The 24,560-nt window shown below is 37.9% G+C and carries 19 protein-coding genes; 8 read left to right on the top strand and 11 right to left on the bottom strand.

What is annotated here, in order from left to right; all coding sequences use genetic code 11:
- Positions 1 to 78: 78 nt before the first annotated feature.
- The 7 genes from QWY78_RS08360 to QWY78_RS08330 form a co-directional block, all read right to left on the bottom strand.
- Positions 79 to 2,202 (bottom strand): Tex family protein, encoded by a 2,124-nt coding sequence (locus tag QWY78_RS08360; protein ID WP_290218625.1) that lies wholly within the window; start codon positions 2,200 to 2,202, stop codon positions 79 to 81.
- Between the two features lie 175 nt (positions 2,203 to 2,377).
- Positions 2,378 to 3,610, bottom strand: a complete 1,233-nt coding sequence (locus tag QWY78_RS08355; protein ID WP_290218623.1) for a DUF2254 domain-containing protein — start codon at positions 3,608 to 3,610, stop codon at positions 2,378 to 2,380.
- 8 nt (positions 3,611 to 3,618) lie between these two features.
- Positions 3,619 to 4,533, bottom strand: a complete 915-nt coding sequence (locus tag QWY78_RS08350; protein ID WP_290218621.1) for a mechanosensitive ion channel family protein — start codon at positions 4,531 to 4,533, stop codon at positions 3,619 to 3,621.
- Between the two features lie 38 nt (positions 4,534 to 4,571).
- The gene (locus QWY78_RS08345; protein WP_290218619.1) at positions 4,572 to 5,390 is read right to left on the bottom strand and encodes an alpha/beta hydrolase; all 819 of its coding nucleotides are present in this window, start codon (positions 5,388 to 5,390) and stop codon (positions 4,572 to 4,574) included.
- Positions 5,391 to 5,528: 138 nt separating this feature from the next.
- Positions 5,529 to 6,029 carry an FKBP-type peptidyl-prolyl cis-trans isomerase gene (locus QWY78_RS08340; protein ID WP_290218616.1) on the bottom strand — a complete coding sequence of 167 codons (501 nt, stop codon included), beginning with the start codon at positions 6,027 to 6,029 and terminating at the stop codon, positions 5,529 to 5,531.
- A gap of 170 nt (positions 6,030 to 6,199) precedes the next feature.
- A complete protein-coding gene (locus tag QWY78_RS08335) occupies positions 6,200 to 8,314 on the bottom strand; it encodes a type IA DNA topoisomerase (RefSeq protein WP_290218658.1) in 2,115 nt (704 codons plus the stop codon).
- Between the two features lie 217 nt (positions 8,315 to 8,531).
- Positions 8,532 to 9,431 (bottom strand): M23 family metallopeptidase, encoded by a 900-nt coding sequence (locus tag QWY78_RS08330; protein ID WP_290218614.1) that lies wholly within the window; start codon positions 9,429 to 9,431, stop codon positions 8,532 to 8,534.
- Positions 9,432 to 9,637: 206 nt separating this feature from the next.
- On the opposite strand from QWY78_RS08330, the gene QWY78_RS08325 reads away from it, so the two are divergent.
- From QWY78_RS08325 to QWY78_RS08295, 7 genes are all read left to right on the top strand, one after another.
- Complete coding sequence (locus QWY78_RS08325) at positions 9,638 to 10,660, top strand: NAD(P)H-dependent glycerol-3-phosphate dehydrogenase (protein ID WP_290218611.1); 1,023 nt, start codon at positions 9,638 to 9,640, stop codon at positions 10,658 to 10,660.
- Positions 10,660 to 11,328, top strand: a complete 669-nt coding sequence (trhA, locus tag QWY78_RS08320; protein WP_290218609.1) for a PAQR family membrane homeostasis protein TrhA — start codon at positions 10,660 to 10,662, stop codon at positions 11,326 to 11,328. Before QWY78_RS08325 ends, trhA begins: the two co-directional genes overlap by 1 nt.
- A gap of 120 nt (positions 11,329 to 11,448) precedes the next feature.
- Positions 11,449 to 12,987, top strand: a complete 1,539-nt coding sequence (gene mqo / locus QWY78_RS08315; protein WP_290218606.1) for a malate dehydrogenase (quinone) — start codon at positions 11,449 to 11,451, stop codon at positions 12,985 to 12,987.
- 21 nt (positions 12,988 to 13,008) lie between these two features.
- Positions 13,009 to 13,407 carry a hypothetical protein gene (locus QWY78_RS08310; RefSeq protein WP_290218603.1) on the top strand — a complete coding sequence of 133 codons (399 nt, stop codon included), beginning with the start codon at positions 13,009 to 13,011 and terminating at the stop codon, positions 13,405 to 13,407.
- 109 nt (positions 13,408 to 13,516) lie between these two features.
- On the top strand, positions 13,517 to 14,134 hold the full coding sequence (locus QWY78_RS08305; RefSeq protein ID WP_290218601.1) for a DUF1684 domain-containing protein: 618 nt from the start codon (positions 13,517 to 13,519) through the stop codon (positions 14,132 to 14,134).
- Between the two features lie 84 nt (positions 14,135 to 14,218).
- Complete coding sequence (locus QWY78_RS08300; protein WP_290218599.1) at positions 14,219 to 15,028, top strand: glucose 1-dehydrogenase; 810 nt, start codon at positions 14,219 to 14,221, stop codon at positions 15,026 to 15,028.
- Positions 15,029 to 15,229: 201 nt separating this feature from the next.
- Positions 15,230 to 17,905 (top strand): MGH1-like glycoside hydrolase domain-containing protein, encoded by a 2,676-nt coding sequence (locus QWY78_RS08295; RefSeq protein WP_290218596.1) that lies wholly within the window; start codon positions 15,230 to 15,232, stop codon positions 17,903 to 17,905.
- A gap of 176 nt (positions 17,906 to 18,081) precedes the next feature.
- On the opposite strand, the gene mtaB is transcribed toward QWY78_RS08295, so the two are convergent.
- From mtaB to QWY78_RS08280, 3 genes are all read right to left on the bottom strand, one after another.
- Complete coding sequence (gene mtaB / locus QWY78_RS08290) at positions 18,082 to 19,431, bottom strand: tRNA (N(6)-L-threonylcarbamoyladenosine(37)-C(2))-methylthiotransferase MtaB (protein ID WP_290218595.1); 1,350 nt, start codon at positions 19,429 to 19,431, stop codon at positions 18,082 to 18,084.
- A 125-nt stretch (positions 19,432 to 19,556) separates the two neighbouring features.
- Positions 19,557 to 20,138, bottom strand: coding sequence for a cysteine dioxygenase (locus tag QWY78_RS08285; RefSeq protein ID WP_290218592.1), 582 nt, complete (start codon positions 20,136 to 20,138; stop codon positions 19,557 to 19,559).
- 95 nt (positions 20,139 to 20,233) lie between these two features.
- Positions 20,234 to 20,797, bottom strand: a complete 564-nt coding sequence (locus QWY78_RS08280) for a DUF1572 family protein (RefSeq protein ID WP_290218588.1) — start codon at positions 20,795 to 20,797, stop codon at positions 20,234 to 20,236.
- 248 nt (positions 20,798 to 21,045) lie between these two features.
- Between QWY78_RS08280 and glgP the strand changes: the two genes are divergently transcribed.
- Positions 21,046 to 22,704 carry an alpha-glucan family phosphorylase gene (glgP, locus tag QWY78_RS08275; protein ID WP_290218585.1) on the top strand — a complete coding sequence of 553 codons (1,659 nt, stop codon included), beginning with the start codon at positions 21,046 to 21,048 and terminating at the stop codon, positions 22,702 to 22,704.
- Between the two features lie 96 nt (positions 22,705 to 22,800).
- On the opposite strand, the gene QWY78_RS08270 is transcribed toward glgP, so the two are convergent.
- Positions 22,801 to 24,489, bottom strand: a complete 1,689-nt coding sequence (locus QWY78_RS08270; protein WP_290218583.1) for an amino acid permease — start codon at positions 24,487 to 24,489, stop codon at positions 22,801 to 22,803.
- Positions 24,490 to 24,560 lie beyond the last annotated feature (71 nt).

Raw genomic sequence — 24,560 nt, 5'->3', positions numbered from 1 at the left:
GCCTTTTTAAAAAGCGTGTGAGACCAATCATATTGCGTCTTTGCATTAAAAAAGTTTCGTTAAGGTTACAAGAAAAAATTATAAAATCATACTCAACTGCACGCGTTTCCTGGCTTCATCAATTTCTACCACTTTCACCTGAACGTGTTGATGCAGCTTCACCACTTCATTCACATCCGAAACAAAACCTGCTTTCAATTGGGAAATATGAACCAACCCACTTTCTTTAATTCCCACATCTACGAAACAACCGAAAGCCGTAATATTATTTACGATTCCCGGCAGAATCATCCCGGGTTTTAAATTTTTGATGGATTTCACCGTAGGATCAAACTCAAAAACTTTGGCCGATTTTCTAGGATCCAAACCAGGTTTTTCCAGTTCTTTTAAAATGTCTTTTATTCCGAGAATTCCAATATTTTCGGTAATGTATTTTTCTGGATTAATGGTTTGAATTTGCGCTTTGTTGGCAATGAGGTCATCGGTTTTTAAACCTAAATCTTTTGCCATTTTTTCTACGATTGAATACGCTTCGGGGTGTACGGCCGAATTATCCAACGGATTTTTCGCATTGCTAATTCTCACAAATGCAGCAGCTTGCTGATAGGCTTTTTCACCCAATCTCGGCACTTTTTTCAATTGTCTGCGGTTTTCAAATGCGCCATTTTCGGTGCGGTAATTCACGATATTTTCTGCCATTTTTTCGCCAATTCCAGACACGTAACTCAACAGGGATTTGCTCGCCGTATTCAAATTAATGCCGACAGAATTTACACATTTCATTACCGTAGAATCGAGTTCATTTTTCAATTGCGTTTGGTCTACATCATGCTGATATTGCCCCACACCAATAGACTTGGCATCTATTTTTACGAGTTCTGCCAGAGGATCACACAATCTTCGGCCAATAGAAATTGCCCCACGAACCGTAACATCAAAATTCGGAAATTCTTCGCGCGCAATTTTACTTGCCGAATATACCGAGGCGCCAGCTTCTGAAACCACAAAAACCTGTGGTGGGTTTTCAAAGCCAATTTTTTTAATGAAAAATTCTGTTTCCCGACTTGCCGTTCCATTCCCGATGGAGATCGCTTCAATTTTATACGAGTTCACCATGGAGCGAATTTTCTTCATCGCCATCCCGGAATCATTCTGCGGCGCATGCGGATAAATCGTTTCGTTGTGCAACAAATCTCCTTTTTCATCCAGGCAAACTATTTTACACCCACTTTTAAAACCAGGATCGATGGCTAAAATTCTTTTTTCTCCTAAAGGTGCCGCAAGAAGCAATTGCCGTAGATTTTCAGAAAATATCTCAATGGCTTTTTGATCTGCTTTTTCCTTGGCTTCCTGCAAGGTTTCGTTGGATATTGCAGGTTCTAACAATCGCTTATAACTGTCTTTGATGGCTAAAGCAAGCTGATCGGCACATTCATTATTTGATTTAATGATGGTGTTTTCTACGAAATCAAGCGCTTCATCCTTGTCAATTTCTATTTTGGTTTTTACAAAACCTTCGGATTCTGCACGCAACATCGCCAACAATCGGTGAGATGGGATTTTATTTAAGCTTTCTTCCCAATCAAAATACTGTTTGAATTTCTGTGCACCTTCTTCTTCCATTTTACTTTTTATCACCTTAGCATTGATGCTGGCTTTTCGTTGAAAAAGTCGGCGTAGATTTTTCCGAACATAGCCATTTTCATTAATCCATTCCGCTAAAATATCGCGCGCACCTTGCAAAGCTTCCTCTTCTGAACTTACATTTTCAGTCAAATATTGTGCAGCTAAATGGTGCAAATTCAGTGCATTTTGACTCATGATGATTTTTGCCAATGGTTCCAGCCCATTTTCTTTTGCCGTGTCGGCTTTTGTTTTTCGCTTTTTCTTGAACGGCAAATACCAGTCTTCAATTTCCTGCAGGTCGAAACTTTGTTCAATTCTTTGCTTCAATTCTGGGGTCAAAGCTTGTTGCTCGTCGATGGCTTTTAGAATGCTGTCTTTTCGTTTTACTATTTCTGCAAACTGCTTGTTGAGTTTAGCAATGTTTTCGATTTGCACTTCGTCCAGATTTCCGGTGGCATCTTTCCGATATCTGGAAATAAAGGGAATGGTGCAATCTTCAGCCAACAGTTTTAAAGTAGCATTGATATTTGGAGCAGATAAATCGAGGGTTCTTTTTATAAAGTCGGTAGACGTCATGCGAATTATTTTGATGCGCTAAAATAAGAACTTCAAACGAAGGAAAGTCGATTTTTTAAAAATTGTGTGTTTTGGAAGAAAAAAAATGCGGTAGAATTTTTAAAAATGTTCAAGAATTTTTATTTAATAATGATGAATTCTCGAAATCTATTTTGACTCGCCTAAAAATTAAACCTTATGGGAGTAAAGTGGTTTGATGTTGTTTTATTTTTAAAACCCAAGTGGCAATAAGGTCGGTAAATTCTTCTCTTTCATCGCTGGTTTTAAGTTGGTGTAAGAGATCCAAAAAAGTGGCTTGTATAGCATCGTCATCTTTTCCGTACTTCCAAATAGGTGTTAAACAACGGTCAAATAATACACAGAAATCTGCGGAAGGCAAATACACCGTTTCCTGCGCTGCTGAATTTTGAATCAATTGGGGCAATTGAAGATACAAGCGATGGTGAAAAAGCGCCACCAAGGCATGCAAGGCCAGCACCGCCGTGCCAGGATCGTTAATTCCAGGGCTTAAGGCTTTAACCGCTATTTCAGACAATTGTTGGAAACCATATTCGGCATTGCGATCAATGGGTTGCCCCGTGTAAAAATCTGCACAGTCGGAAATTTGATGAACCAAATCGTCTGTAATTTTTTCTTCTGCATAGATTTTAATGCAAGGCATACCTTGTAAAATAAATTGGCCGGGTGCATATAAAAATTGAATATATACTTTGTTTTTTTCCGTCAGTCCTAGCAATCTTTTTTGGTTAAAGCCTTGAAAATAATCGGATTTTTTCGCCTTAATGGTTTCATAAGGCAAATTGAACCACTCAGGTTGGCGTTGATGAACCTCTTTGAAATCAGCCTTCATCGTATGGTAGGTTTGCAAGCGAACGCGATCGATTACGGTTTCATATTTTACCGTTTGGGTTACATAATCAAGGAAATAAATGAAAAGGAAAATATCAATAACCGTCAATAAAATCAACGCATAAATACTGAAGGCTGGCACGTAAATCCCGCTCGAAATATCGCGGATTGTACTGAGTAAAAAGAGTGCATACACGATGGTACCGATATAAATTCCCAAAATGATTTGCTGAAACCGATTTTCAATCATGCTGTTTAAAACGCGGTTGCTCATCTGCGAGGCCGCCTGATTCAGCACAATCATCACCATAGAAAAACTGAAAACGGTAAGTGAAATAATTGCACCGGCAACGGTAGAAATAATGGTTCTGGCCGTACTTGCATCTTTAAGACTCAGCCAACTTAAGCCAGATTTTATTTGTTTTCCGTAGTCCGAAAAATCGAAGGCCAACATTCCCCAAGAAAGAATAAGAAATCCTACCGCGATGAGTGCAGGATAGAATGCAATACTCTCGACTGTTTTCTTGTAGTAAATCCGAATCCATTTGCTGAAACTCATGCGTGTTATTATTTTAAATTAGGGAAATCACCTTTCGTGTTGAGGATATCGATCGGGAAAGGTTTCGTGCGATCATACCATTTAATCTCTTGAATATCAGATGGTAAGGAGAATCCTTCTCTTACAAGCACCTCTTTGACTAATTTAATAATCTCACTTTTAATTTCGAGCACGCCTTTTTTATAATCAAAAGTATCTGCCCAGAAAAAGGTTCGTAAATTCACGGTACTTGTGGCCAGTTCTTCTACCACGGTAAAAGGTTCTTTTCCTTTGATGATCGTTGCGGTCGGGCTAATGGTTTTGATGATTAAGGAAATCGCCTCGGTAATATCATCTTCGTAGGCAATACCGACCACAAAGTCTAATCGTATTTGTCCATCGCGTGTATAATTGATGAGCGGTTCTTTTACCACAATGGAATTGGGCAGAAAAACATCTTTTTCATCAAAGGTTTTGATGTGTGTCGTCCGGAAATTCAATGCTTTTACATGTCCTGTGAAATCCCGTATTTGTATCGTATCATCCAGGCTGAAAGGTCTGTTGAAAGCTAAAATCAAGCCGCCCAAAAAGTTTTCTGCAATATCTTTGAAAGCGAAGCCGAAAATGAAGGCAGAGAGTCCTGCGCCCGCCAGTAAACCCTGTGCGATACCACTTAAACCCATGGCTTGCATTGCTAAAATAATTCCGATGATGATTAAAACTACTTTCGTTGTTTTACTTAAAAATCGCACGAAGAGTGGATCATGATCGGCATTGACAAACCTTTTTTGTATTGTTCGCGATACATAACCAGCGATGAAATAGGTGAGCACCAAGATGGTCACGGCAAAACCGATGCGCGGTAAAGACTGCACAAACATATTCCAATAATTGATGAGTGATTCGTGTACACCCGTGATGAGATTAAGCGGATTATCGTCCATATTTTAATTTTTGCGCTGGTAAGAAACAAAGCTACCGTTTATTTTTTTTGGATGAAATTATTTATTTCTGTAAAACGTTCACTCCAAGGCCAGAAATATTGCAAAACCATCGGGATATGGCTTTTATCAATGATGATCGGTTTCACTTTGGGTTGAAATTCATTTAATCTTTTTATAAAATTGGCATTCGCAGTAGTGATGGATGCATAAGTTTTGGACCCGACATAAATAAGAATTGGCGGCGACTTTTCAGTAATAAAATAGATAGGAGAGGCTTGTTCCCAATTTGCCGGTTGGTCGCTCCAGGTGGCTAAGTAATCATCTTTGCTGGTTGGCGGATTTTTTTCCAGATAATTTTTCATATCAATTCCGGCGGCATCATTTAAAATTATACCCGAAATAGAGTTTTCAGTAATTCCATATTTTGGATTTAAAACCGCAGAAGCCACCAATTGTCCACCCGCAGAATGTCCGGTGACAAAAAGTTGATGGGCATCGCCGTGATAGGTTTCAATGTTTTCCTTAACCCATTTTATCGCAGTTGCAATTTCACTGGTCATTTGATCAACATTGGCTTTTGGACTTAAAGTATATTCGGGAATTACAGTAATCACCTCTTTCTTCGCAAAGTTTCGTCCGAAAAAACCGTATTGATCTTTATTTCCACTATTCCAGTTTCCACCATGAACAAAAATGAGAATAGGCAATTTTTTATTTTCAGCTTTTTTGGGCACAAAAATATTGAGTTTTAAATCTTTTTGATTTGCAGATTTTCCGTACACCAGATCTTGGTGTTTTACAGACTGGCAATTGGTGAGAATTAGTAATCCGAAGCTGACATAAATAATTTTCCGCATGCTTAAAAATACGGTATTTTTTGGAATTTGGTTTTATAAATTCGTCTTTTAAAAATTTTTGAAACCTGGCGATGAATAAATAAGCACAAAAAAAGCTGCGAAAATTCCGCAGCTAATCTATTCGGTTCAAGACTTTGATTAATGTTCAGCAAGACCATCAGCACCATGAGCGTGGCCATGGGAAAGTTCTTCTTCAGTTGCTGGTCGGGTCGTGGCAACTTCGATATCAAACTGTAAGGTTTTTCCAGCCATTGGGTGATTCAAATCTACAGTAACACCTTGATCGGTCACTTCTAAAACAACACCAGTCAAGTGATTTCCTTGGGCGTCCTGCAAAGGCAGCATCGCACCAATCGGAGGCATTCCTGATTGTTCAAACATTTCAACAGGCAATTGCGTGATTGCATTTTCGATTTTTTCGCCATACGCCTCAGCTGGAGTAATGGTGAAAGATTTCTGGTCGCCAGAACTTAAGCCCGCAATGTTTTCTTCAAACTTAGGCAACATCATTCCTACTCCATATAAAAAAGTGAAGGGTTGTTCAACGTCTGTTTTTTCGATGAACGTTTTTTCGCCATTTTCTTCTAAAGCGTTTAACGTGTAATGTAGGGTTACTACATGATTTTTCTCTATTGTCATAATCGTACGGTTAGCAAGGATTTCTAGATCCTTTTATTAAAATTGTATGTTTTAATGGTAACTTTTAGGTTAATCCTATTGCGTGCAAAGGTACAATTTTGAATTAATAAGAGTGTTCACTCCTTAAAGAAAGATGGTAATCCCAAGCTAAAAGCCTGCATAAAAGTGCGTTAGTCGGCTTTCAATTCGAGAGCGAAATCGTTGGTTAAGCGTAAAATGCCTTCAGATAAACTTTCCGGGTGTTCTGTAAAACCTTTCAGTTTGCTTGATTTTCCTTTTACAATAAGATCCTGGATTTGCTTTTCAGTGAGTTTCTTTCCAAACATCATTAATGAAACTTTGAAACCGCAATCTTTATAATTGGCGCAACCGATGGCGGTTTTCCCTTTCATAAGCTTGTTCTCTTTGCATTTTGGACAGTTGGTTTCTTCCCAGATTATGGCCACTGTTTTTCTAGGAGTTAACTCTTTCTTTTCCTTTGGCTGAACTTCTTCTTGAAAAGAAATGACTTTCGCTTTTTCAGTGATGACGGCTTTTGTTAAATTGGTCACCATTACAATTAACTCGTCTTTAAACTGGGAGGCATCGTATTCGCCTCGCTCAATTTTACGCAGTTTAGATTCCCATTCACCGGTTAATTCTGGACTTTTTAGCAATTCATCTTGAATGGTGTCAATCAATTCAATTCCGGTGGAAGTGGCAAAAATATTCTTTTTTTTACGCTCAATATATTTTCGGCGGAAAAGAGTTTCGATAATATTGGCTCGGGTAGAGGGTCTACCGATTCCGTTGTTTTTCATCATTTCTCGCAGTTCTTCATCATCGACCTGTTTTCCCGCGGTTTCCATAGCGCGCAGCAAAGTTGCTTCGGTATACGGTTTTGGCGCACTGGTTTTTCCCTGATGAATTAATGGTTGATGTGGTCCTTTTTCGCCCGCTTTAAACTCAGGAATGGTTTGGTCCTCGTCTTTTTCTTTTTTCTCGGGATCTTCTTTTTCTTTAAGATAAATTTCACGCCAGCCCAATTCTAAAATCTGTCGGCCGGTAGTTTTAAAGGGAACGGTGCCAACTAGACCTTCTACCAATGTGTTTGAAATCTTACATTCCGGATAAAAAACAGCGATAAAACGTTTGGCGACCAAATCATAAATTAATTTTTCTTCTCTGCCTAAACTAGAAGATGGCGGTATTTCAGTTGGAATAATGGCATGGTGATCAGTGACTTTCGCATCATCAAAAACGGCTTTTGATTTCGGAATAGGTTGTGCCAAAAGTGGAGCGGTTAACTCGCGGTAAAAATTCATACTTTGCAGAATTCCAGGAATTTGTGAATGCAAACTTTCCGACAAATAAGTGGTATCTACTCTTGGGTAAGTCGTGTGTTTCTTCTCGTAAAGACTCTGAATGTATTTTAAGGTATTTTCTGCAGAAAACCCGAATTTCCGGTTGGCTTCTACCTGAAGTGCGGTTAAATCAAACAGCCGCGGATTTTTTTCTTTACCCTCTTTGATTTCAAAAGAAATAATTTCAAAAGGATGCTGCTTTAAATAGTCCAAACCTTTCTCGGCTTTTTCTTTCGTTTTTAAACGCTCAATTGCCGCATTGAAAAGAACCTCGCGGTAAGTGGTTTTCAGTTCCCAGTATTCCTCGGTCGTAAAGGCATCTATTTCTTTTTGTCGTTGAACAATCATTGCAAGTGTTGGAGTTTGAACGCGCCCAATCGAAAGAACACTTTTGTTGCCGCCAAATTTTCGGGTGAATAATCGGGTGGCATTTATTCCCAAGAGCCAATCGCCGATCGCCCGAGCATTTCCGGCCAGGTAAAGATTTTGGTAATCTTCGGCAGGTTTTAAATTGGCAAATCCTTCTTTAATTGCAGTTTCCGTAAGGGAAGAAATCCAAAGTCTTTTCATAGGTTTTTTGCACTTGGCTTTTTGTAAAACCCACCGTTGAATTACTTCTCCTTCTTGGCCTGCATCACCACAGTTAATAACTTCTGCACAATCTTGGACTAATTTTTCAATGATTTTGAACTGTTTTTCAACACCAGAATTGGGGATTAATTTTATGCCAAAAGGGTCGGGAATAATGGGAAGAAATATTAGATTCCACGATTTAAGATGCGCACTGTAATCGTGCGGTTCCTTCAACGTGCAAAGATGCCCAAAAGTCCACGTTACCCAATAGCCATTTCCCTCAAAATAGCCTTGGTTAGCCACGTTTGCTCCTAATACTTTGGCGATATCTCGGGCCACACTTGGCTTTTCAGCAATACATAATTTCATCATTCAGCTTCATCTATTTTAGGACGAACTGCAAATTTCAGTAAATTTTTCTAAACAATGGGTGGTAATTGTGGGAAAAGAGATTTTATTAAAATCTGAAAAAAGCAAGTAAATTAGAGTTTTGAGTAAACGCGGAAACGAAGTCTTCTGATTTAAATGTAAATGAAAAACGCTCGCGATTGTTCAGGAGCGTTTTTATTTGTTTAAGAGAATTTTATTATAAATTCATAAACAGCTTCGGGTTAACCGGTGTATTATTTTTGTGCACTTCATAATGAAGATGAGGTCCGGTAGAACGGCCAGTATTACCAGATTTTGCAATAACATCATTCACTTTAACAATATCATTTGCTTTAACTAAAATGGCGGAGAGATGGCCGTAGAGCGTATCCAATCCATTTCCATGGGAAACAATCACGCAATTTCCATATCCTCCTTTCACCCCCGCAAAAATCACTTTTCCCGAGGCCGCACTGCGAACATCAGAGCCATGTGCTACGGCAATGTCTAAACCTTTGTGAAATTTAAACTGGTCTTTTTCTGCAGGGCTATTATTCTGTGAAGCACCCACAGAACCGGAAACCACCGCTTTTTTAACAACATTTCCTAAGCTGTCTTTCACCTCAATGTTCTGTGGGGCAGCTTTAAGCGGATTTACGCCCGCCAGCATAACGGTTTTTTCAGGGAAAGGGTTTTTTCTTTTTCCAAATTGAGAAGAGATATAACCATCCGTTGGAATCCCCAGCGGAACCTGTTGTAATTTGCGTTGTAAATCGACCAAATATTGACTATAGCGATTTGCTTTTTTTGCTAAATAAACTGCATCTGAAATACTGTCTTTCGCCAGGATTTCTAGTCGAGGATCGGCTAAGTTTTTAGCTGCTAAAAAGGAATTCAGTTCTCGAACGGTGTTGTCAACCAGCATTAAATTGTTTTTCATCTCCAAATAATCGATGCTGTCTTTTTCAGTATTGATCGGAACCAAATTGACTTGGTACGATTTATTATCTTTTTCGGTATACAGTTTGCCAATGACCAAAGCTTGTGCGAAGATTATCGCTGCTAAGATGCCGAACAATACTGTTTTGTTTTTCTTGCTACTTATGAAATTCTTCATTTTTAAAGTCGTGGTTTTCAAAATTTTGAGGTTGCAAATTTATAAAATATTTTTAAAAACGATTTTTTTTAAATAAAAGTATTTTTCAAGGGAACTGCTTTTTATTAAATAACAAATAGTCGCAGTATTCAGAAAGCTTTAATATATTTGTACGAAAGATTCTCAGCTGTTTAGAAAGTTACAAACAGTACTTAAGTTTTTTAATTATGACAAAAAAGAAAGAGCCAAAATCACAAGCTCAAACAACCACTATTGGAGTAGTGGGCAGTGGAAGTTTTGCCACAGCCATCGTCAAAATGTTGGTAGAAAATAGTCAACTGGTTCATTGGTGTGTGAGAAACGAATATGTAAAAGGCGCAATTGAGCAACGCGGTCATAATCCTAATTACTTGACATCGGTATCTTTTAATAATAAAAATTTGCAGGTAACCACGGATATTAATGAGCTGGTCACTGCATGTGAAGTAGTTGTACTGGCCACCCCTTCAATCTACCTTTCTGATGCGATGGATAAAATGACCTGCGATTATGAAAATAAAATTTTTGTATCCGCTATTAAAGGTATTGTTCCCAAGGTTAATGATGTGGTTGCACACTATTTACGGGATGAATTTAAAATTGGCTTCCGAAACCAGGCGGTAATTGCTGGACCTTGTCACGCTGAAGAAGTAGCGATGGAAAGACTTTCTTACCTTACCATTGCGGTGGCTGAAGAAGCCGTAGCCAAGAAATTATTCAACCTGTTTTCTTCTGATTTTATTAATGTTCATTGCAGCAAAGATATTTTAGGAAATGAATACAGTGCAATTTTAAAAAATATTTATGCCGTAGGGGCCGGCATCTCCAGTGGATTAGGTTATGGTGATAACTTTACGGCAGTTTTCGTCTCCAACGCTGTTCGCGAAATGGAAATTTTCTTGGAAGCGGTATACGAAGTTCCCCGTGATGTTAATGAAAGTGCGTATCTCGGCGATTTGCTGGTAACGGCATATTCCCTGTTTTCCCGAAACCGAAATCTAGGAAATCTTATCGGAAAAGGCTACACCGTAAAATCTGCGATCCAATCGATGAATATGATTGCAGAAGGATACTACGCGGCAGATTCGGTTTACCATACCGCCAAAAGTAAGAACCTGAAAACACCAATTATCGATACGATTTACGGAATTCTTTACAAAGAGAAAAATGCTGAAATCGAATTTAAAAAACTGACTTTAGTATTAAATTAATGAAACCAGAGACCCAATATACCATTCATACCTATTCTAATTTAGAAGAGAAACTGAATGTATGGTCTCATTTTGCAGGTTTGATATTAAGTGTAATCGCTATGGTTTTATTGGTTTTTAGAGCCATCGAACTGGCGAGTATTTGGGCAATTATCAGTTTCCCAATCTTTGGATTGAGCATGATTGTTCTGTATTTAGCGTCTACTTTATACCATCATTCTAAAAGTGAAAAATTAAGATACCGCCTGAATATTTTCGATCATGCCGCAATTTATATTTTAATAGCAGGCAGTTACACGCCTTTTGTACTGGTTTCTTTACATGGGACTGAAGGTTTTGCGATTTTCTCCATCGTTTGGTCGATCGCTTTAGTAGGCGTAATTTTCAAAATTTTCTTTACGGGTAGATTTAATGTTTTGTCTACCATCCTTTATGTGGCTATGGGTTGGCTGATAATTTTCAGTTTCAAAAACCTGATGACCAACTTGGATTTTAATGGATTGGTGTGGTTAATCTCTGGCGGCATCGCTTATACGGTTGGCGCAATTTTGTACAGTATTGATCGCTTGAAATTCAACCATGCAATTTTTCATTTCTTCGTTTTATTAGGAACTTTCTGTCATTTTATTTCGGTGTACTTTTATGTTATTCCTCTTGGAGCAGGTTAATTTCAATTCTTTGATTTAAAGTTTTCCAGCCGAAATAAGACCAAGAATCAATCTAAAGAAAAATTATAATCTTTATTGCACTGAATTTTAACCTCTCTTATTCGCCTTCAAAGAAAATTTTTGCCGAAATTCGTTGTACTAAAATTATATAATATGCCATTAACTGCGAATCATAAGCCCCTAAAATCCCATTATGATGTGGTTCTTATCGGTGGCGGAATTATGAGTGCCACCTTGGGAACGCTTTTACACGAATTAGATCCTACGCTCAATATCGTTATTTTTGAAAGACTCGGTCGCTTTGCCCGGGAGAGTTCCGCCGCTTGGAATAATGCAGGAACTGGTCATTCTGCTTTCTGCGAACTTAATTACACCCCAGAAAAAGAAGATGGGACCATCGATATTTCTAAAGCGGAGCAAATTGCAGAACAGTTTGAGATTTCTAAGCAGTTTTGGTCTTATTTAATCTCTAAAAATTATATCGATAAACCCACAGAGTTTATCAATTCTTGTCCACATATGAGTTTGGTTTTTGGTAAAGACGACGTAGAGTTTCTGCGAAAACGCCATGAGAAAATGACCCAATCTCATTTGTTTAAAGAAATGGAGTTTACCACAGACCACGATCAACTTCGGGAATGGATTCCTTTAATCATGAGTAAAAGGAAAGAAACTGAAATTCTGGCCGCTACTAAAATGGATTTGGGAACCGATGTGAATTTCGGCACGCTAACCCGTAAAATGGGTCGCTTTTTAGCAGAAGATTCCAATGTTGATGTTTATTTATACCATGATGTGAAAGATATTGACCCCAATGCAGATGGCACTTGGGAAGTTGAAGTAAAAAATCGTTTGCACGGTCATAAGCATCATTTAACTGCTGATTTTGTGTTCATTGGGGCAGGTGGTTATGCGCTGCCATTGCTCGACAGCTCCGATATTCCCGAAAGTGAAGGCTATGGTGGATTCCCAGTTTCTGGTCAATGGTTGGTTACTCATAATCCCGACCTGATTGCAAAACACCAAGCTAAAGTGTACACCCTGGCAACCGTAGATGCACCGCCAATGAGTGTTCCACATTTGGATTTAAGAATCATCGATGGGAAAAAGGCGCTACTTTTTGGGCCGTTTGCCGGCTTTTCAACCAAATTTCTTAAAGAGGGCAGTTACCTGGATTTGCCAGAAAGTATTAATTTGAAAAACATCCGATCTTTGTTTGGAGCCTGGTGGCATAATTTGCCTTTAACACAATATTTAGTGCGCCAAGTTGCGATGACCAAAGACCAAAGAATACAGCATTTACGGGAGTTTGTGAAAGATGCCAAAGAAGAAGATTGGGAATTGAAAATTGCAGGACAAAGGGTTCAGATCATCAAAAAAAATGAACAAGAAGGCGGAAAGTTAGAATTCGGAACGGAAGTCGTGGTGAACGAAAACGGAACCATTGCATCTTTGCTAGGTGCTTCGCCTGGGGCTTCTACAGGTGCTTTCGCCATGCTACAAGTCTTAGAAAAATGTTTCCCAGACAAAGTTGCAAAGGACTGGAAAGATAAATTACAGGAAATCATCCCAACTTATGGGCAGTCATTAGCCGAAAATCCCGAACTTACGAAGCGTATTAGAAATTATACCAAAGAAAAACTCAATCTAGATTATTAACTTGCTAAAATTCTGCTCAAGGTGTCTCCTCTTACAACGATTACCAAACCTGAAATTGCACAAGAACTTCTGGAAGCACTTCAACCAAAAGTTGAAATCGAAAAGCAAGTCATTGTTCACTGTTGTTTTCCAGCCACGCCTTATCCAGATATGTTGATTCGTATTTGGCGCTCTACTTTTTTAGTCGATGAAAGTTTGATTCATAAAAGCACCTTAATACATCACGAAAACATTTCGCTTTTCCCCTATTGGACCCAAGTTCCGCCCATGAAAGATTACTGGTTTACGTTGGTCTTTTCTGGTTTGCCCAAAGGGTGTACAACCTTTGATTTAAAAGAAGAGATTCCACAGAAAGGTGGTTTTTGGGTCAGAAATATCAAACGAAATAAAACCGATGTCTATAAAGTAACTATAAATTAGCATGAAGAAAATCTAAAAAATGGGCATTCAAAAATGATTTTGATTTTCTGATTTTTATTTCAACAGAGAACAATTTTTACAAAATCATCCGAAACAAAATAGTACAAAAATGAAAAAATTCATCCTTTTATTTGTGGGTTTTCTACTGACTTCCTGCGGTTCTCAACCGAGAGCAGAGTTAATTTCTGACATTGAAAAATTTCAAAAAGAGCTCAATGCAGAATATAAAAATCCGAAAGAAACCCCTTTACGTGGCGATGATTTTGCCAAGTTTAAGGAACATCCATTTTTTTCAATCAACTTAAAATATCGAGTTTCGGCAAAATTAACTAAAACAGAAAATGCTACTCCTTTTGAAATCCAAACTTCTTCAGGGAAAACAAAACCTTATAAAGAATATGGAAAAGCGACGTTCGTTTTAGAGGGTAAAGAACTGAGCTTAACGCTTTATCAAAGTGTAACTTTAGCCCAAAAAGAAGGTTATGAAGATTATCTTTTCCTGCCTTTCCGGGATGCTACCAATGAAATAGAAACCTATGGTGGCGGGAAGTATATGGATTTAAAGATTCCAAAAGGTGATATAATTATATTAGATTTCAACAAATCATATCATCCGCTTTGTGCATACAACGCTTACGATTACAGTTGTCCGATTGTTCCGAGAGAAAATTTTTTACCAGTAAGAATTGAAGCCGGAGTAATGTATGAAGATGTTTACCATGACTAAATTTTCTGAAAACATTAACTAAACTATCTCGATTTTGGCGTGATAGTTTCTCTTTCTTTTACATTATAATAAAAAAGTCCGTTTATGGAAATTTCTCTAAAAGATCAAGTCGCTATTATTACAGGCTCATCAAGTGGAATTGGTGCTGGGATTGCACAATCAATGGCAGAAGCTGGTGCTACGGTCGTCATTAATTATCCCTCTGAAAATTCTCTCGATAAGGCAAATACAGTATTGAAAGAAATTACTGATAAGGGCGGGAAAGGAATCGTTTATCAATGTGATGTTTCCCAAGAAGATGAAGTCATTAAAATGTTTCACGAGGTGGTAAAACAATTAGGAACCGTCGATATTTTAGTTAATAATGCTGGAATTCAGAAAGATGCCAAATTTACAGAAATGACTTTGGATCAATGGAATGCAGTCATCGGTGTTAATTTAACCGGACAGTTTTTATGTGCCCGCGAAGCAATTAAAGAATTTCTGCGAAGAGGAATCAACTCTTCACGGTCTTTGGCTTGTGGAAAAATCATTCATATTTCTTCGGTTCACGAAATAATTCCGTGGTCTGGTCACGCAAATTATGCATCGAGTAAAGGTGCAATCAGAATGTTGATGCAGACTTTAGCTCAAGAATATGGTGCGGACAAAATTCGGGTGAACTCAATTTGCCCCGGTGCAATTCAAACGAATATAAATAAAGACGCTTGGCAAACACCTCAGGAACTGGATTCCTTGTTGACTTTAATTCCGTATAACAGAATCGGTCAACCACAAGACATTGGGAATCTCGCCGTTTTCTTGGCGAGTGATGTGTCCGATTATATCACTGGTGCTAGTATTTTCATCGATGGTGGTATGACCACTTTCGAATCTTTTTATACAGGCGGTTAAGGAGACTGCGCTGATTTTATTTTTTATTTGGGCGCCTTTCTCCGCCTTCCATTCCCGCTTTTTTTGTTGCTGGCCTCGGCTTCGCTCAGCAAGCAACAAAAAAGAGCTTCATTCAAGTCGGGGCGCAGATTCCGCTAGATTTGCAGTACGTTAACCTTTAGAAATTTCCGAATAATAATCCACCTTAAAATTCATAAGAAGATGACCGAAGAAAGTAAAAGATTGCCCGATGTTTCTTGGAAAAAATGGGGACCTTATGTCAGCAATCGTGAATGGGGCGTAGTTCGTGAGGATTATAGTGCTGATGGTGATGCGTGGAATTATACCAACCATGATACCGCCGAAGCAAAAACGTACCGCTGGGGAGAAGAAGGAATTTGTGGAATTTGTGATGACAAGCAGACTTTGGTTTTTTCATTAGGTCTTTGGAATAAAAAAGACAAAATGGTGAAAGAACGTTTTTTTGGTTTAACGAACGGACAAGGAAATCATGGTGAAGATGTAAAGGAATATTACTATTATTTAGACAATGTCCCAACGCATTCTTATATGAAGATGTTGTATAAATATCCTCAGAGCGCTTTTCCGTATGATGAGTTAATTGAGAAAAATGCACAAGCTGGAAAAGAAAATCCCGAATATGAGCTTATCGATACAGGGATCTTTGACCAAAACGAATATTTCGATATCTTCATAGAGTATGCGAAATCATCAGCTGAAGATATTCTCATTAAAATTACAGTTACCAACAAAGCTGATAGAGATGTACCTTTAATTCTCTTGCCAACCATTTGGTTTCGAAATTCCTGGATTTGGGGGTATGATGATTACCGACCTCAGTTAAACGCTACAAATGCTAATCGAATCATTGTTGATCATAAGGATCTAACGATTAAAAACTTATATGCAAAACAATCTTCTGAAGTTCTGTTTTGTGATAATGAGAGCAATAACCAACGATTGTATCATTCGCAAAATTCGGGGAAATTTTGCAAAGATGGCATCAATGATTTTATTATTAATGGAAATCAAAATTCAGTTAATTCAGAAAAAAAAGGAACCAAAGCTACCTTTGTTATCGATGAAATAATCGCCGCCCATGCTACTCAGGTTTTTGAGTTCAGATTATGTGATCAAGATTTAGAAAACCCATTTCAGGATTTTGACAATATTTTTACAGAACGGGAAACTGAAGCACAAGATTTTTATAAAGATTTACAAAAAGGTATTAAAAGCGATGATGAAAAATTAGTTCAACGACAGGCATTTGCAGGAATGTTGTGGAGCAAACAGTTTTATCATTACAGCGTTGCAAAGTGGTTAGACGGGGATCCTGCAGAAATGCCCCCACCGAAATCCCGTAAACATATCCGAAATGAAGATTGGGAGAATTTCAATTCTTTAAACATCATTTCCATGCCTGATAAATGGGAGTATCCGTGGTTTGCAACTTGGGATTTAGCATTTCATACTTTAAGTTTTGCTGTTATCGATCCCGATTTTGCAAAGCAGCAGTTGAAACTATTGACCCTCGAATGGTTTATGCATCCCAATGGTCAATTGCCCGCTTACGAGTGGAATTTTAGCGATGTAAATCCACCAGTCCATGCTTGGGCCTCCTTTAGGGTCTTTAAAATTGATGAAGTAAAAAAAGGGAAACCCGATTTAGAATTTCTGGAAGGAGTTTTTCAAAAACTATTGATGACCTTCACTTGGTGGGTCAATAAAAAAGACAAAAATGGTAATAATATTTTCGAAGGTGGATTTTTGGGATTAGATAATATCGGGATTTTCGATCGAAGTCAAAGATTGCCGAATGGCGAAAATTTGGAACAGGCAGATGGAACAAGTTGGATGGCAATGTTCAGTCTGAATATGATGAGAATCGCTATGGAGCTGGCTCTTTATAATAAAGTATATGAAGATCTTGCGACTAAGTTCTTTGAACATTTCCTGCATATTGCAAATGCACTCGACAATATGGGTGATGACGAATTTTCACTTTGGGATGATCAGGATGAATTTTTCTATGACGCTTTACAGTTGAAAGGTGGTAACACTATGTTTATGCGAATTCGCTCCATCGTAGGTTTGATTCCGATGTTTGCCGTGGAAGTGATCGATGAAGAAATGCTCAATAAATTGCCTGCATTTAAAGAACGAATGGACTGGGTTTTAAAAAACAAGCCGAAGTTGGCATCTCTTGTTTCCCATTGGGAAGTAAAAGGCGATGATTCCAAACATTTACTTTCTTTGTTAAGAGGGCACCGTTTGAAAAAACTCTTAGAGCGAATTTTGCATGAAAATGAATTTCTAAGCGATTACGGAGTTCGGGCTTTATCAAAGGAATATGAAGACAATCCGTTTCATATTAATTTAGATGGAACTGATTATATGTTGAAATATCTACCAGCAGAAAGCGATAGCGATATGTTTGGTGGCAACAGTAACTGGCGTGGCCCAATTTGGTTTCCGGTGAATTTCCTAATTATAGAAAGTTTACAACGATTCTTCTTTTACTACAGTCCAGATTTCAAAATAGAATGTCCGACTGGCAGTGGGAATTATCTGAATTTAGAGGAGATTGCAGATTTCCTCGGAAAACGGTTAGCCCGAATTTTCCTGCAAGATGAAAATGGTAAACGCCCTTTTAATGGGCAGTATCCAAGATTTCAGGATGATCCTGATTTTAAAGATTATATTTTGTTTTATGAATATTTCCATGGAGATAGTGGCCGTGGAGTAGGAGCCTCTCACCAAACTGGCTGGACAGGATTGATCGCAAAAATTCTACAACCACGTTTTCAAGAAATGAAGTTGGTAAAGGTACAAACCGAAACGCCTGATCAAACTGGTGGAAATGTTGATGCTAAATAAGCGAAGATTTAATCCTAAAGTTATGGCAAGCACTGGTAAAAATAAACCCGGACCAATCGTATTAATTGCAATTTCAATAATCGTACTGATGATTATTATCTACTTTATTTTACTAATGTATTTTCCGAACCTCTTTCAAAGTTTAGATATGGGTAAAGTAAAGCCGGTAAAATAAATTAAATTTTCGCCAAGAAATCTTCAAAAGCGGCAAGTACAGAAACAGTTCCGTCGCTTTTTATTTTAGAAAGTTTTAATTTTTCAATTTGATTAACTGAGTTTTCATCAAAAGGTTTTTGAACCCTTACATAATTTTCGGTAAAACCGAACATCAATCCATTCTTATTTTCATGCTCCCAAAGTACAGGAAGTGTTTTCCCTAATTGGGTTTGGTAGAAAGCCATTTTCTTTTTCTCAGAAAGAATTCTGAGCATTTTGTTTCGTCGCTTTCTTTCGGGAATGGGAATTACGCCGTGCATTTCTGCTGCTTCCGTATTTTCTCTCTCAGAATAAGTGAAAACGTGCAGATAAGAAATTGGCAGTTCGTTCAGGAAATTATAAGTTTCTAAAAACTTTTCTTCTGTTTCGCCTGGAAATCCTACAATAACATCCACTCCGATACAGGAATCGGGCATTACTTCGCGAATTTTTGCTACTCTGTCGGTGTACACATTGGTTAAATATCTACGCTTCATTTTTTTCAGTAATTCATCGCTACCACTTTGCAGCGGAATATGAAAATGAGGTACAAACCTTTGGCTTTTCGCCACCAGTTCAATGCTTTCGTCTTTCAATAAATTCGGTTCGATGGAGGAGATTCGGATCCGTTCAATTCCTTCCACCTGATCTAACTCTGAAATCAGATCCAGGAAAGTATGTTCGTGTTTTTTGTTTCCAAATTCACCTTTACCATAATCACCGATGTTTACTCCAGTCAGAACAATTTCTTTGATTCCTTTTTGTGCAATTTCGGTCGCATTTTTCACCACACTTTCTATGGTGTCAGACCGGGAGATCCCTCTGGCTAAAGGAATCGTGCAATACGTGCATTTGTAATCACAACCATCTTGCACTTTTAGAAAAGCACGGGTACGATCACCAATCGAATAACTTCCGATGAAGAAATCGGCCTCGTCAATCTCACAGGAATGAATGATGCCGTGGTGATCGGATTTCTGCAAATCATCGAGGTAACTTAGAATATTAAACTTCTCTTTAGCTCCTAAAACCAAATCGACTCCTTCAATCGCCGAAATTTCTTCGGGTTTCAGTTGTGCATAACAGCCTAAAATAACGACCAAACCATCAGGATTGGCTTTCATTGCGCGTTTTACATGAAATTTACATTCACGATCAGCATTTTCAGTCACCGAACAAGTATTGATGATATATACATTCGCAGGTTCATCAAAACTAACTTTTTCATAACCCGCACCTGTAAGCTGGCGGGCAATGGTAGAGGTTTCTGCAAAGTTAAGTTTGCAGCCAAGGGTATGAAATGCGGCGGTTTTTAAAGGTAAGTGTTCCATAATTGAATGGTGCAAATTTAAAGATTATTTTTTTTCTAATGCTACAATCTTTGGAGCAAAAAAAACCACAACAAGTTGTGATTTTTTAATGAATGAAATTTAATTTAAAATGATTTTTTTGATTTTTATATTTGAATGATCTTTTGATAACTAGGGTCGGGCAAATTCCAAGAGCAAGCTTGGGCTTGGTCGGAAAGAAAAGCGATTCGGCGGTTTTCTGTATCGAAAATTCTTACACCTTCCAGCGCGAGTTTTGGAGTTCGGTAGACATGAAGACTCACCGAAATTTCTTCCGAATTATTGATGATGGAATTAATGTCGCTTTGTTCTTCAACCAAAATATCACCTGTTCGGGCGGTTGCTTTAGAATCATACTCAATGAAATTCGAGTTTTCACGATAGGAGACTTCGGTCAAACTTCCTTTTAGAACTTTAATTTTAGCGTCGTAATTAGAATGATCGCGAATGGCAGAATAATGCTGAACTCCCCAAATCTTCAGTGCCGCTACAAATTCATCGTGATACACTGGAATGCGCATAAAGGTTTCCTGGGGAACTTCCAAAGGTGAAATCTGAAACAATTGATCGAAATCTTTGAACTGAAAAGTGAAGAGCAAGTCGCAAACATCATTAAAACCTAAGTTTTTCTTGGTTTTTAAATCGGATAAAACCTTCTCTAAATTCTTAAGCCGGTCATCTGCTTTCATGTCTTTTAGTTTGATGCAGTAAAATTAGCTACATCTTATAAAATGACTTTATAAACAATACTGACTTTTGTCAGAAGTGATTTATATCAGCGTTTTTAGGTTCTGAATTCATCTCGAACTTCATCACTTTTCGCATAGCAAATGGGAGAAGCATTCTGTTGAATGTCCGATGATTCTTCACTTTTTAATTTTTCACTAGGATTTATTTCGGAAAGATTTTCTTTCATTTTTACAATATTTCCATCTTCATTGAGAATCATTTTTCCCATGAAAACAATTTGCCCGATGTAAAATGAATAGAGGGAAAGTTGTTCCAAAGCCTCTTCTAAAAAGTTGTAGTCGCAATGATTTTCTTTAATTTGATTTAAATCTTCAAATAAAATAGTCCAACCTTTTTCCCAGATTTTCAGCAGTTCTATTTTTGAAATTAGTTCGGTTCTGGATCCTGTGTTTCTTTTTGTTTTTTGATTTTTGCGCTCTTCTGTTAGAAAAATTCTCGCCTTCGATTCTATTTTTTGGGAGAGGTCTTTTATCAAATTTGCCATGTTATTGGCTTCTTCAGTGGCGTTCCAATTTATTTTTTCCTCAGGAATTTGGTGAAGGATTTTTTCAGCAAGTTCTTTATAATATTGAAATCGTTTAAGGAGAATGTTTTTCATTTTAACTTGATTTTAATGAAAATTGTATTGCTCAAATTTAGGTAAAATTGACTTTAAAATTGATTTTTGTTAAAATTATAGAATGAATCGCTGTAAATTTTTGGAAACATAAAATAGGTATTTTAAAATAGGAGGGATCATCAAGGATATTGGAATGAGATAAGACAGTTATTCAAAAAATACCCGAAGAATCATTTTATGCACAACTTAAAATCAATACATTTGCAATTGATTTTTAAAATATAAAGATGGACTTCAAAAACTTTTCGATGCCGTATAGCATCAACCCCGATTACTCAAAAAAAGCAGCCTACTTTTCAATGGAATTTGCTATTGATCAGGCGCTAAAAATATATTCTGGCGGCCTGGGTTTCTTGGCAGGTTCTCACATGAAAAGCGCTTATAATCTTAAACAGGATTTAGTGGGAATCGGTATTTTGTGGAAGTTCGGATATTACGATCAAGCACGAAATCACGACCAAACATTGCAACCAACCTGGACCAGAAAGATGTATTCTTTTTTAGAAGATACCGGCATCAAGTTTCAGATTGATATTCATTCTGCACCGGTTTGGGTAAAGGTGTACTATCTGGCTCCCGAAATTTTCCATACTGCCCCAATGTTTTTTCTTTCGACAGATGTACCGGAAAACGACCATATCTCAAAAACAATTTGTCACCGGTTGTATGATGCAAATGAATCGACCAAAATCGCACAGTATATTTTACTGGGAAAAGGCGGTGCAAAACTTTTAGATATGATGAATTTCGACAGAGATGTTTATCATTTGAATGAAGCACATGGTTTACCAGCCGCATTTTATTTGTTGAAAAAATTCGGTGGCGACTTGGCAAAAGTAAAAGAAAAACTTGTATTCACCACGCATACACCGGAAGAAGCAGGAAATGAGAAACACAATATTTTCATGTGTCATGATATGTCTTATTTTTCAGGCTTATCTATCGAGGAAGTGAAAACGATTGAAGGAGTAGAAGATGACCGCTTCAACCATTCCCTTTGTGCGCTGCGCATGGCTAGAATTGCCAATGGTGTTTCTCAACTGCATGGCGTGGTCTCCAGAGCAATGTGGAGCAAGTACCCTAGAATTTGCGAGATTAAGGCCATTACGAATGCACAAGAATATAAATATTGGGCAGATAAACCTTTGTACCAATCCAAAGATGAAGACGATGCTACGTTGTTTGATTTTAGAAAAAAACATTTGAAGAAAAGATTTTTCAAAATTGTAGCAGATCAAACTGGGAATTTATTTGATCCCAACGTCTTTACCATCGTTTGGGCCCGAAGATTTGCCGGTTATAAAAGAGCAGATTTATTGCTTCATGATAAAGAAAGGTTTGAAAGATTGTTGAATAATCCTAAGTATCCTGTCCAAATTATTTGGGCTGGAAAACCTTATCCCATGGATTATGCTGCGATTTCTACGTTCAACAGTTTGGTTGAAGAAAGCAAGAATTACAAAAATATGGCCGTTCTAACTGGTTATGAATTGGCTTTGAGTAAATCGATGAAACAAGGTTCTGACCTTTGGTTAAATAATCCAAGAGTTCCCAGAGAAGCTTCAGGAACGTCAGGAATGAGTGCAGCGATGAACGGATCCGTAAATTTATCAACCGATGATGGTTGGATCCCAGAATTTGCGAAACATGGCGAAAACGCTTTCGTTGTTCCCAAAGCAGACTACGACAATATGAGCGTTTATGATCAAGACAATTACGACCTTAATAAACTCTACGAAATTTTAGAAAATGAAATAATCCCAATGTATTATGACCGGCCAGATGACTGGCGCCAGGTTCAGCAGACTGCAATGGATGATGTGAAAGTTGCCTTTAATTCGGACCGAATGGCAGATGAATATTATAAACAGATTTACAACAACTAAATTTTTAAAATAGTAAAGAAATCCGGAAGCAATACAGCTTCCGGATTTTTTTAGGTCTTAAGATTATTTTTATTTAAAAAAGAGAAGTATTTAAAATCAATCCAGGTCTCCATTAAGATCTCGGTTGAGCTTACTGTTTCTAAAGCCGTAAGAGAAATAGATCACCAGCCCAATTCCAAACCAAACCAAGAACCAGAACCAATTATTATGGGTCATTCCCGTTAATAAATAAAGGCAGGAACTTAAACCCATGAGTGGGATTAAGGACAGATTTTTCACGATGGCTAAAATGCACAACCCTATGTTGATGAGTAGGAAAAAGAACATTGAGATTCTAAATTCACCTTCGGCTGGATCTCGCCAATCCATTAAATTGTGAAAAAATGCGGGTTGCCAAAAGTAGAAAAAGGTTAATCCACCCAAGAATAGAACGGGAAAAATAATTTTAGAATTAATATACGGCATGTGAAATCTGCCGGGTATTTTTTTCTTGGCAGGAAGTAATAAAACTCCGCCACAGACCAGCACGAAGGCGAAAATGGTTCCGATGCTCGTAAAATCCAAAATAAATGATTTGTCGGTAAATAAAATCGGAACTCCAACCAAAATACCTGTAGCAATCGTTGCAAAAGAAGGGGTATTGTGTTTCGGATGAATGGTCATGAATTTTTTCGGCATCAGTCCATCACGGCTCATCGCGTACCAGATTCTTGGTTGTCCCATTTGAAAAACGAGCAGTACCGTTGTGATGGCTACAATCGCTCCCAAAGAAACCACGAACTCCATCCAGGCGACGTTCGCATTTGTTTTCTCGAAAATGAAGGCGAGAGGGTCACCTACACCATCAAACTTTCTGTAGTCGACCATTCCCGTTAAAACTAAAGTCAGAATGATATAAATGACGGTGCATAAAACCAGCGAAATGATCATGCCACGCGGCAAGTTTTTCTGTGGATCTTTGGTTTCTTCGGAGAGAACACTTAACGCATCAAATCCGATATAGGCGAAGAAAACACCAGAAACAGCACTCATTACGCCTGCAAAACCATTGGGCATAAATGAACTTTCACCCGTAACTACACTTGTTGGGAACCAATTGTCGGTGTTGATGTAGGCAATCCCAACAGCGATTACCAAAAGAATGATAAATAATTTTAGGATTACAAAAATGTTATTAAAGTTCTTTGATTCTTTGATTCCAACATAGACTAACCAAGTGATTAAGCCATTAATAACCAAAGCTGGAATGTCTAAAATGATTTTAAGATTGCCAATGATTGGTGCAGTTTTCCAAGCATTGAGTAATTCTGTATTTTGAGAACCTCCAAAGAATGCTTTTTTGGCTTCAGGATAACTACACGTTAAATATTCGGGAATAAATAGGCCAATTCTGCCCAGGAAACTGGTGAAATAATCAGACCAGGAAAATGCGACATAGATGTTCCCAAACGAATATTCCATAATTAAAGCCCAACCGATAATCCAGGCCATTAATTCGCCGAAACTAGCGTAGGCATAGGTGTAAGCGGAACCAGCTGTGGGAATTCTACTTGCAAATTCGGCGTAACATAAAGCTGTAAATCCACATGCAAAACCACAGATAATATATAAAACGATGACCCCAGGACCACCCCTGAATACGGCTTCGCCTAAAGAACTGAAACTTCCCGCACCGATAATGGCGGCAATGCCGAAAAAGACAATATCCCAGACTCCTAGAACACGTATTAACCCAGAGGAATGTTCACTTGCTTTATATTGTTTTCTTCTGAAAAGTTGGTTCATCTTTATTTTTAATTTACACAAATGTAACAGAAAATTTTAAAAAATTTATTTTTTTGGGAACTTATATACTA

Source organism: Kaistella yonginensis, assembly GCF_030409525.1.
Classification (GTDB): domain Bacteria; phylum Bacteroidota; class Bacteroidia; order Flavobacteriales; family Weeksellaceae; genus Kaistella; species Kaistella yonginensis.
The sequence above is the reverse complement of the archived record's forward strand: the minus strand, read 5'-3'. Positions and strand labels throughout refer to the sequence as shown.

Excerpts from the sequence above, each read along its gene's own strand:
- QWY78_RS08360 (WP_290218625.1), bottom strand. The coding sequence starts at position 2,202 with ATGACGTCTACCGACTTTATAAAAAGAACCCTCGATTTATCTGCTCCA.
- QWY78_RS08355 (WP_290218623.1), bottom strand. The coding sequence starts at position 3,610 with ATGAGTTTCAGCAAATGGATTCGGATTTACTACAAGAAAACAGTCGAG.
- QWY78_RS08350 (WP_290218621.1), bottom strand. The coding sequence starts at position 4,533 with ATGGACGATAATCCGCTTAATCTCATCACGGGTGTACACGAATCACTC.
- QWY78_RS08345 (WP_290218619.1), bottom strand. The coding sequence starts at position 5,390 with ATGCGGAAAATTATTTATGTCAGCTTCGGATTACTAATTCTCACCAAT.
- QWY78_RS08340 (WP_290218616.1), bottom strand. The coding sequence starts at position 6,029 with ATGACAATAGAGAAAAATCATGTAGTAACCCTACATTACACGTTAAAC.
- QWY78_RS08335 (WP_290218658.1), bottom strand. The coding sequence starts at position 8,314 with ATGAAATTATGTATTGCTGAAAAGCCAAGTGTGGCCCGAGATATCGCC.
- QWY78_RS08330 (WP_290218614.1), bottom strand. The coding sequence starts at position 9,431 with ATGAAGAATTTCATAAGTAGCAAGAAAAACAAAACAGTATTGTTCGGC.
- QWY78_RS08325 (WP_290218611.1), top strand. The coding sequence starts at position 9,638 with ATGACAAAAAAGAAAGAGCCAAAATCACAAGCTCAAACAACCACTATT.
- trhA (WP_290218609.1), top strand. The coding sequence starts at position 10,660 with ATGAAACCAGAGACCCAATATACCATTCATACCTATTCTAATTTAGAA.
- QWY78_RS08305 (WP_290218601.1), top strand. The coding sequence starts at position 13,517 with ATGAAAAAATTCATCCTTTTATTTGTGGGTTTTCTACTGACTTCCTGC.
- QWY78_RS08300 (WP_290218599.1), top strand. The coding sequence starts at position 14,219 with ATGGAAATTTCTCTAAAAGATCAAGTCGCTATTATTACAGGCTCATCA.
- QWY78_RS08295 (WP_290218596.1), top strand. The coding sequence starts at position 15,230 with ATGACCGAAGAAAGTAAAAGATTGCCCGATGTTTCTTGGAAAAAATGG.
- mtaB (WP_290218595.1), bottom strand. The coding sequence starts at position 19,431 with ATGGAACACTTACCTTTAAAAACCGCCGCATTTCATACCCTTGGCTGC.
- QWY78_RS08285 (WP_290218592.1), bottom strand. The coding sequence starts at position 20,138 with ATGAAAGCAGATGACCGGCTTAAGAATTTAGAGAAGGTTTTATCCGAT.
- QWY78_RS08280 (WP_290218588.1), bottom strand. The coding sequence starts at position 20,797 with ATGAAAAACATTCTCCTTAAACGATTTCAATATTATAAAGAACTTGCT.
- glgP (WP_290218585.1), top strand. The coding sequence starts at position 21,046 with ATGGACTTCAAAAACTTTTCGATGCCGTATAGCATCAACCCCGATTAC.
- QWY78_RS08270 (WP_290218583.1), bottom strand. The coding sequence starts at position 24,489 with ATGAACCAACTTTTCAGAAGAAAACAATATAAAGCAAGTGAACATTCC.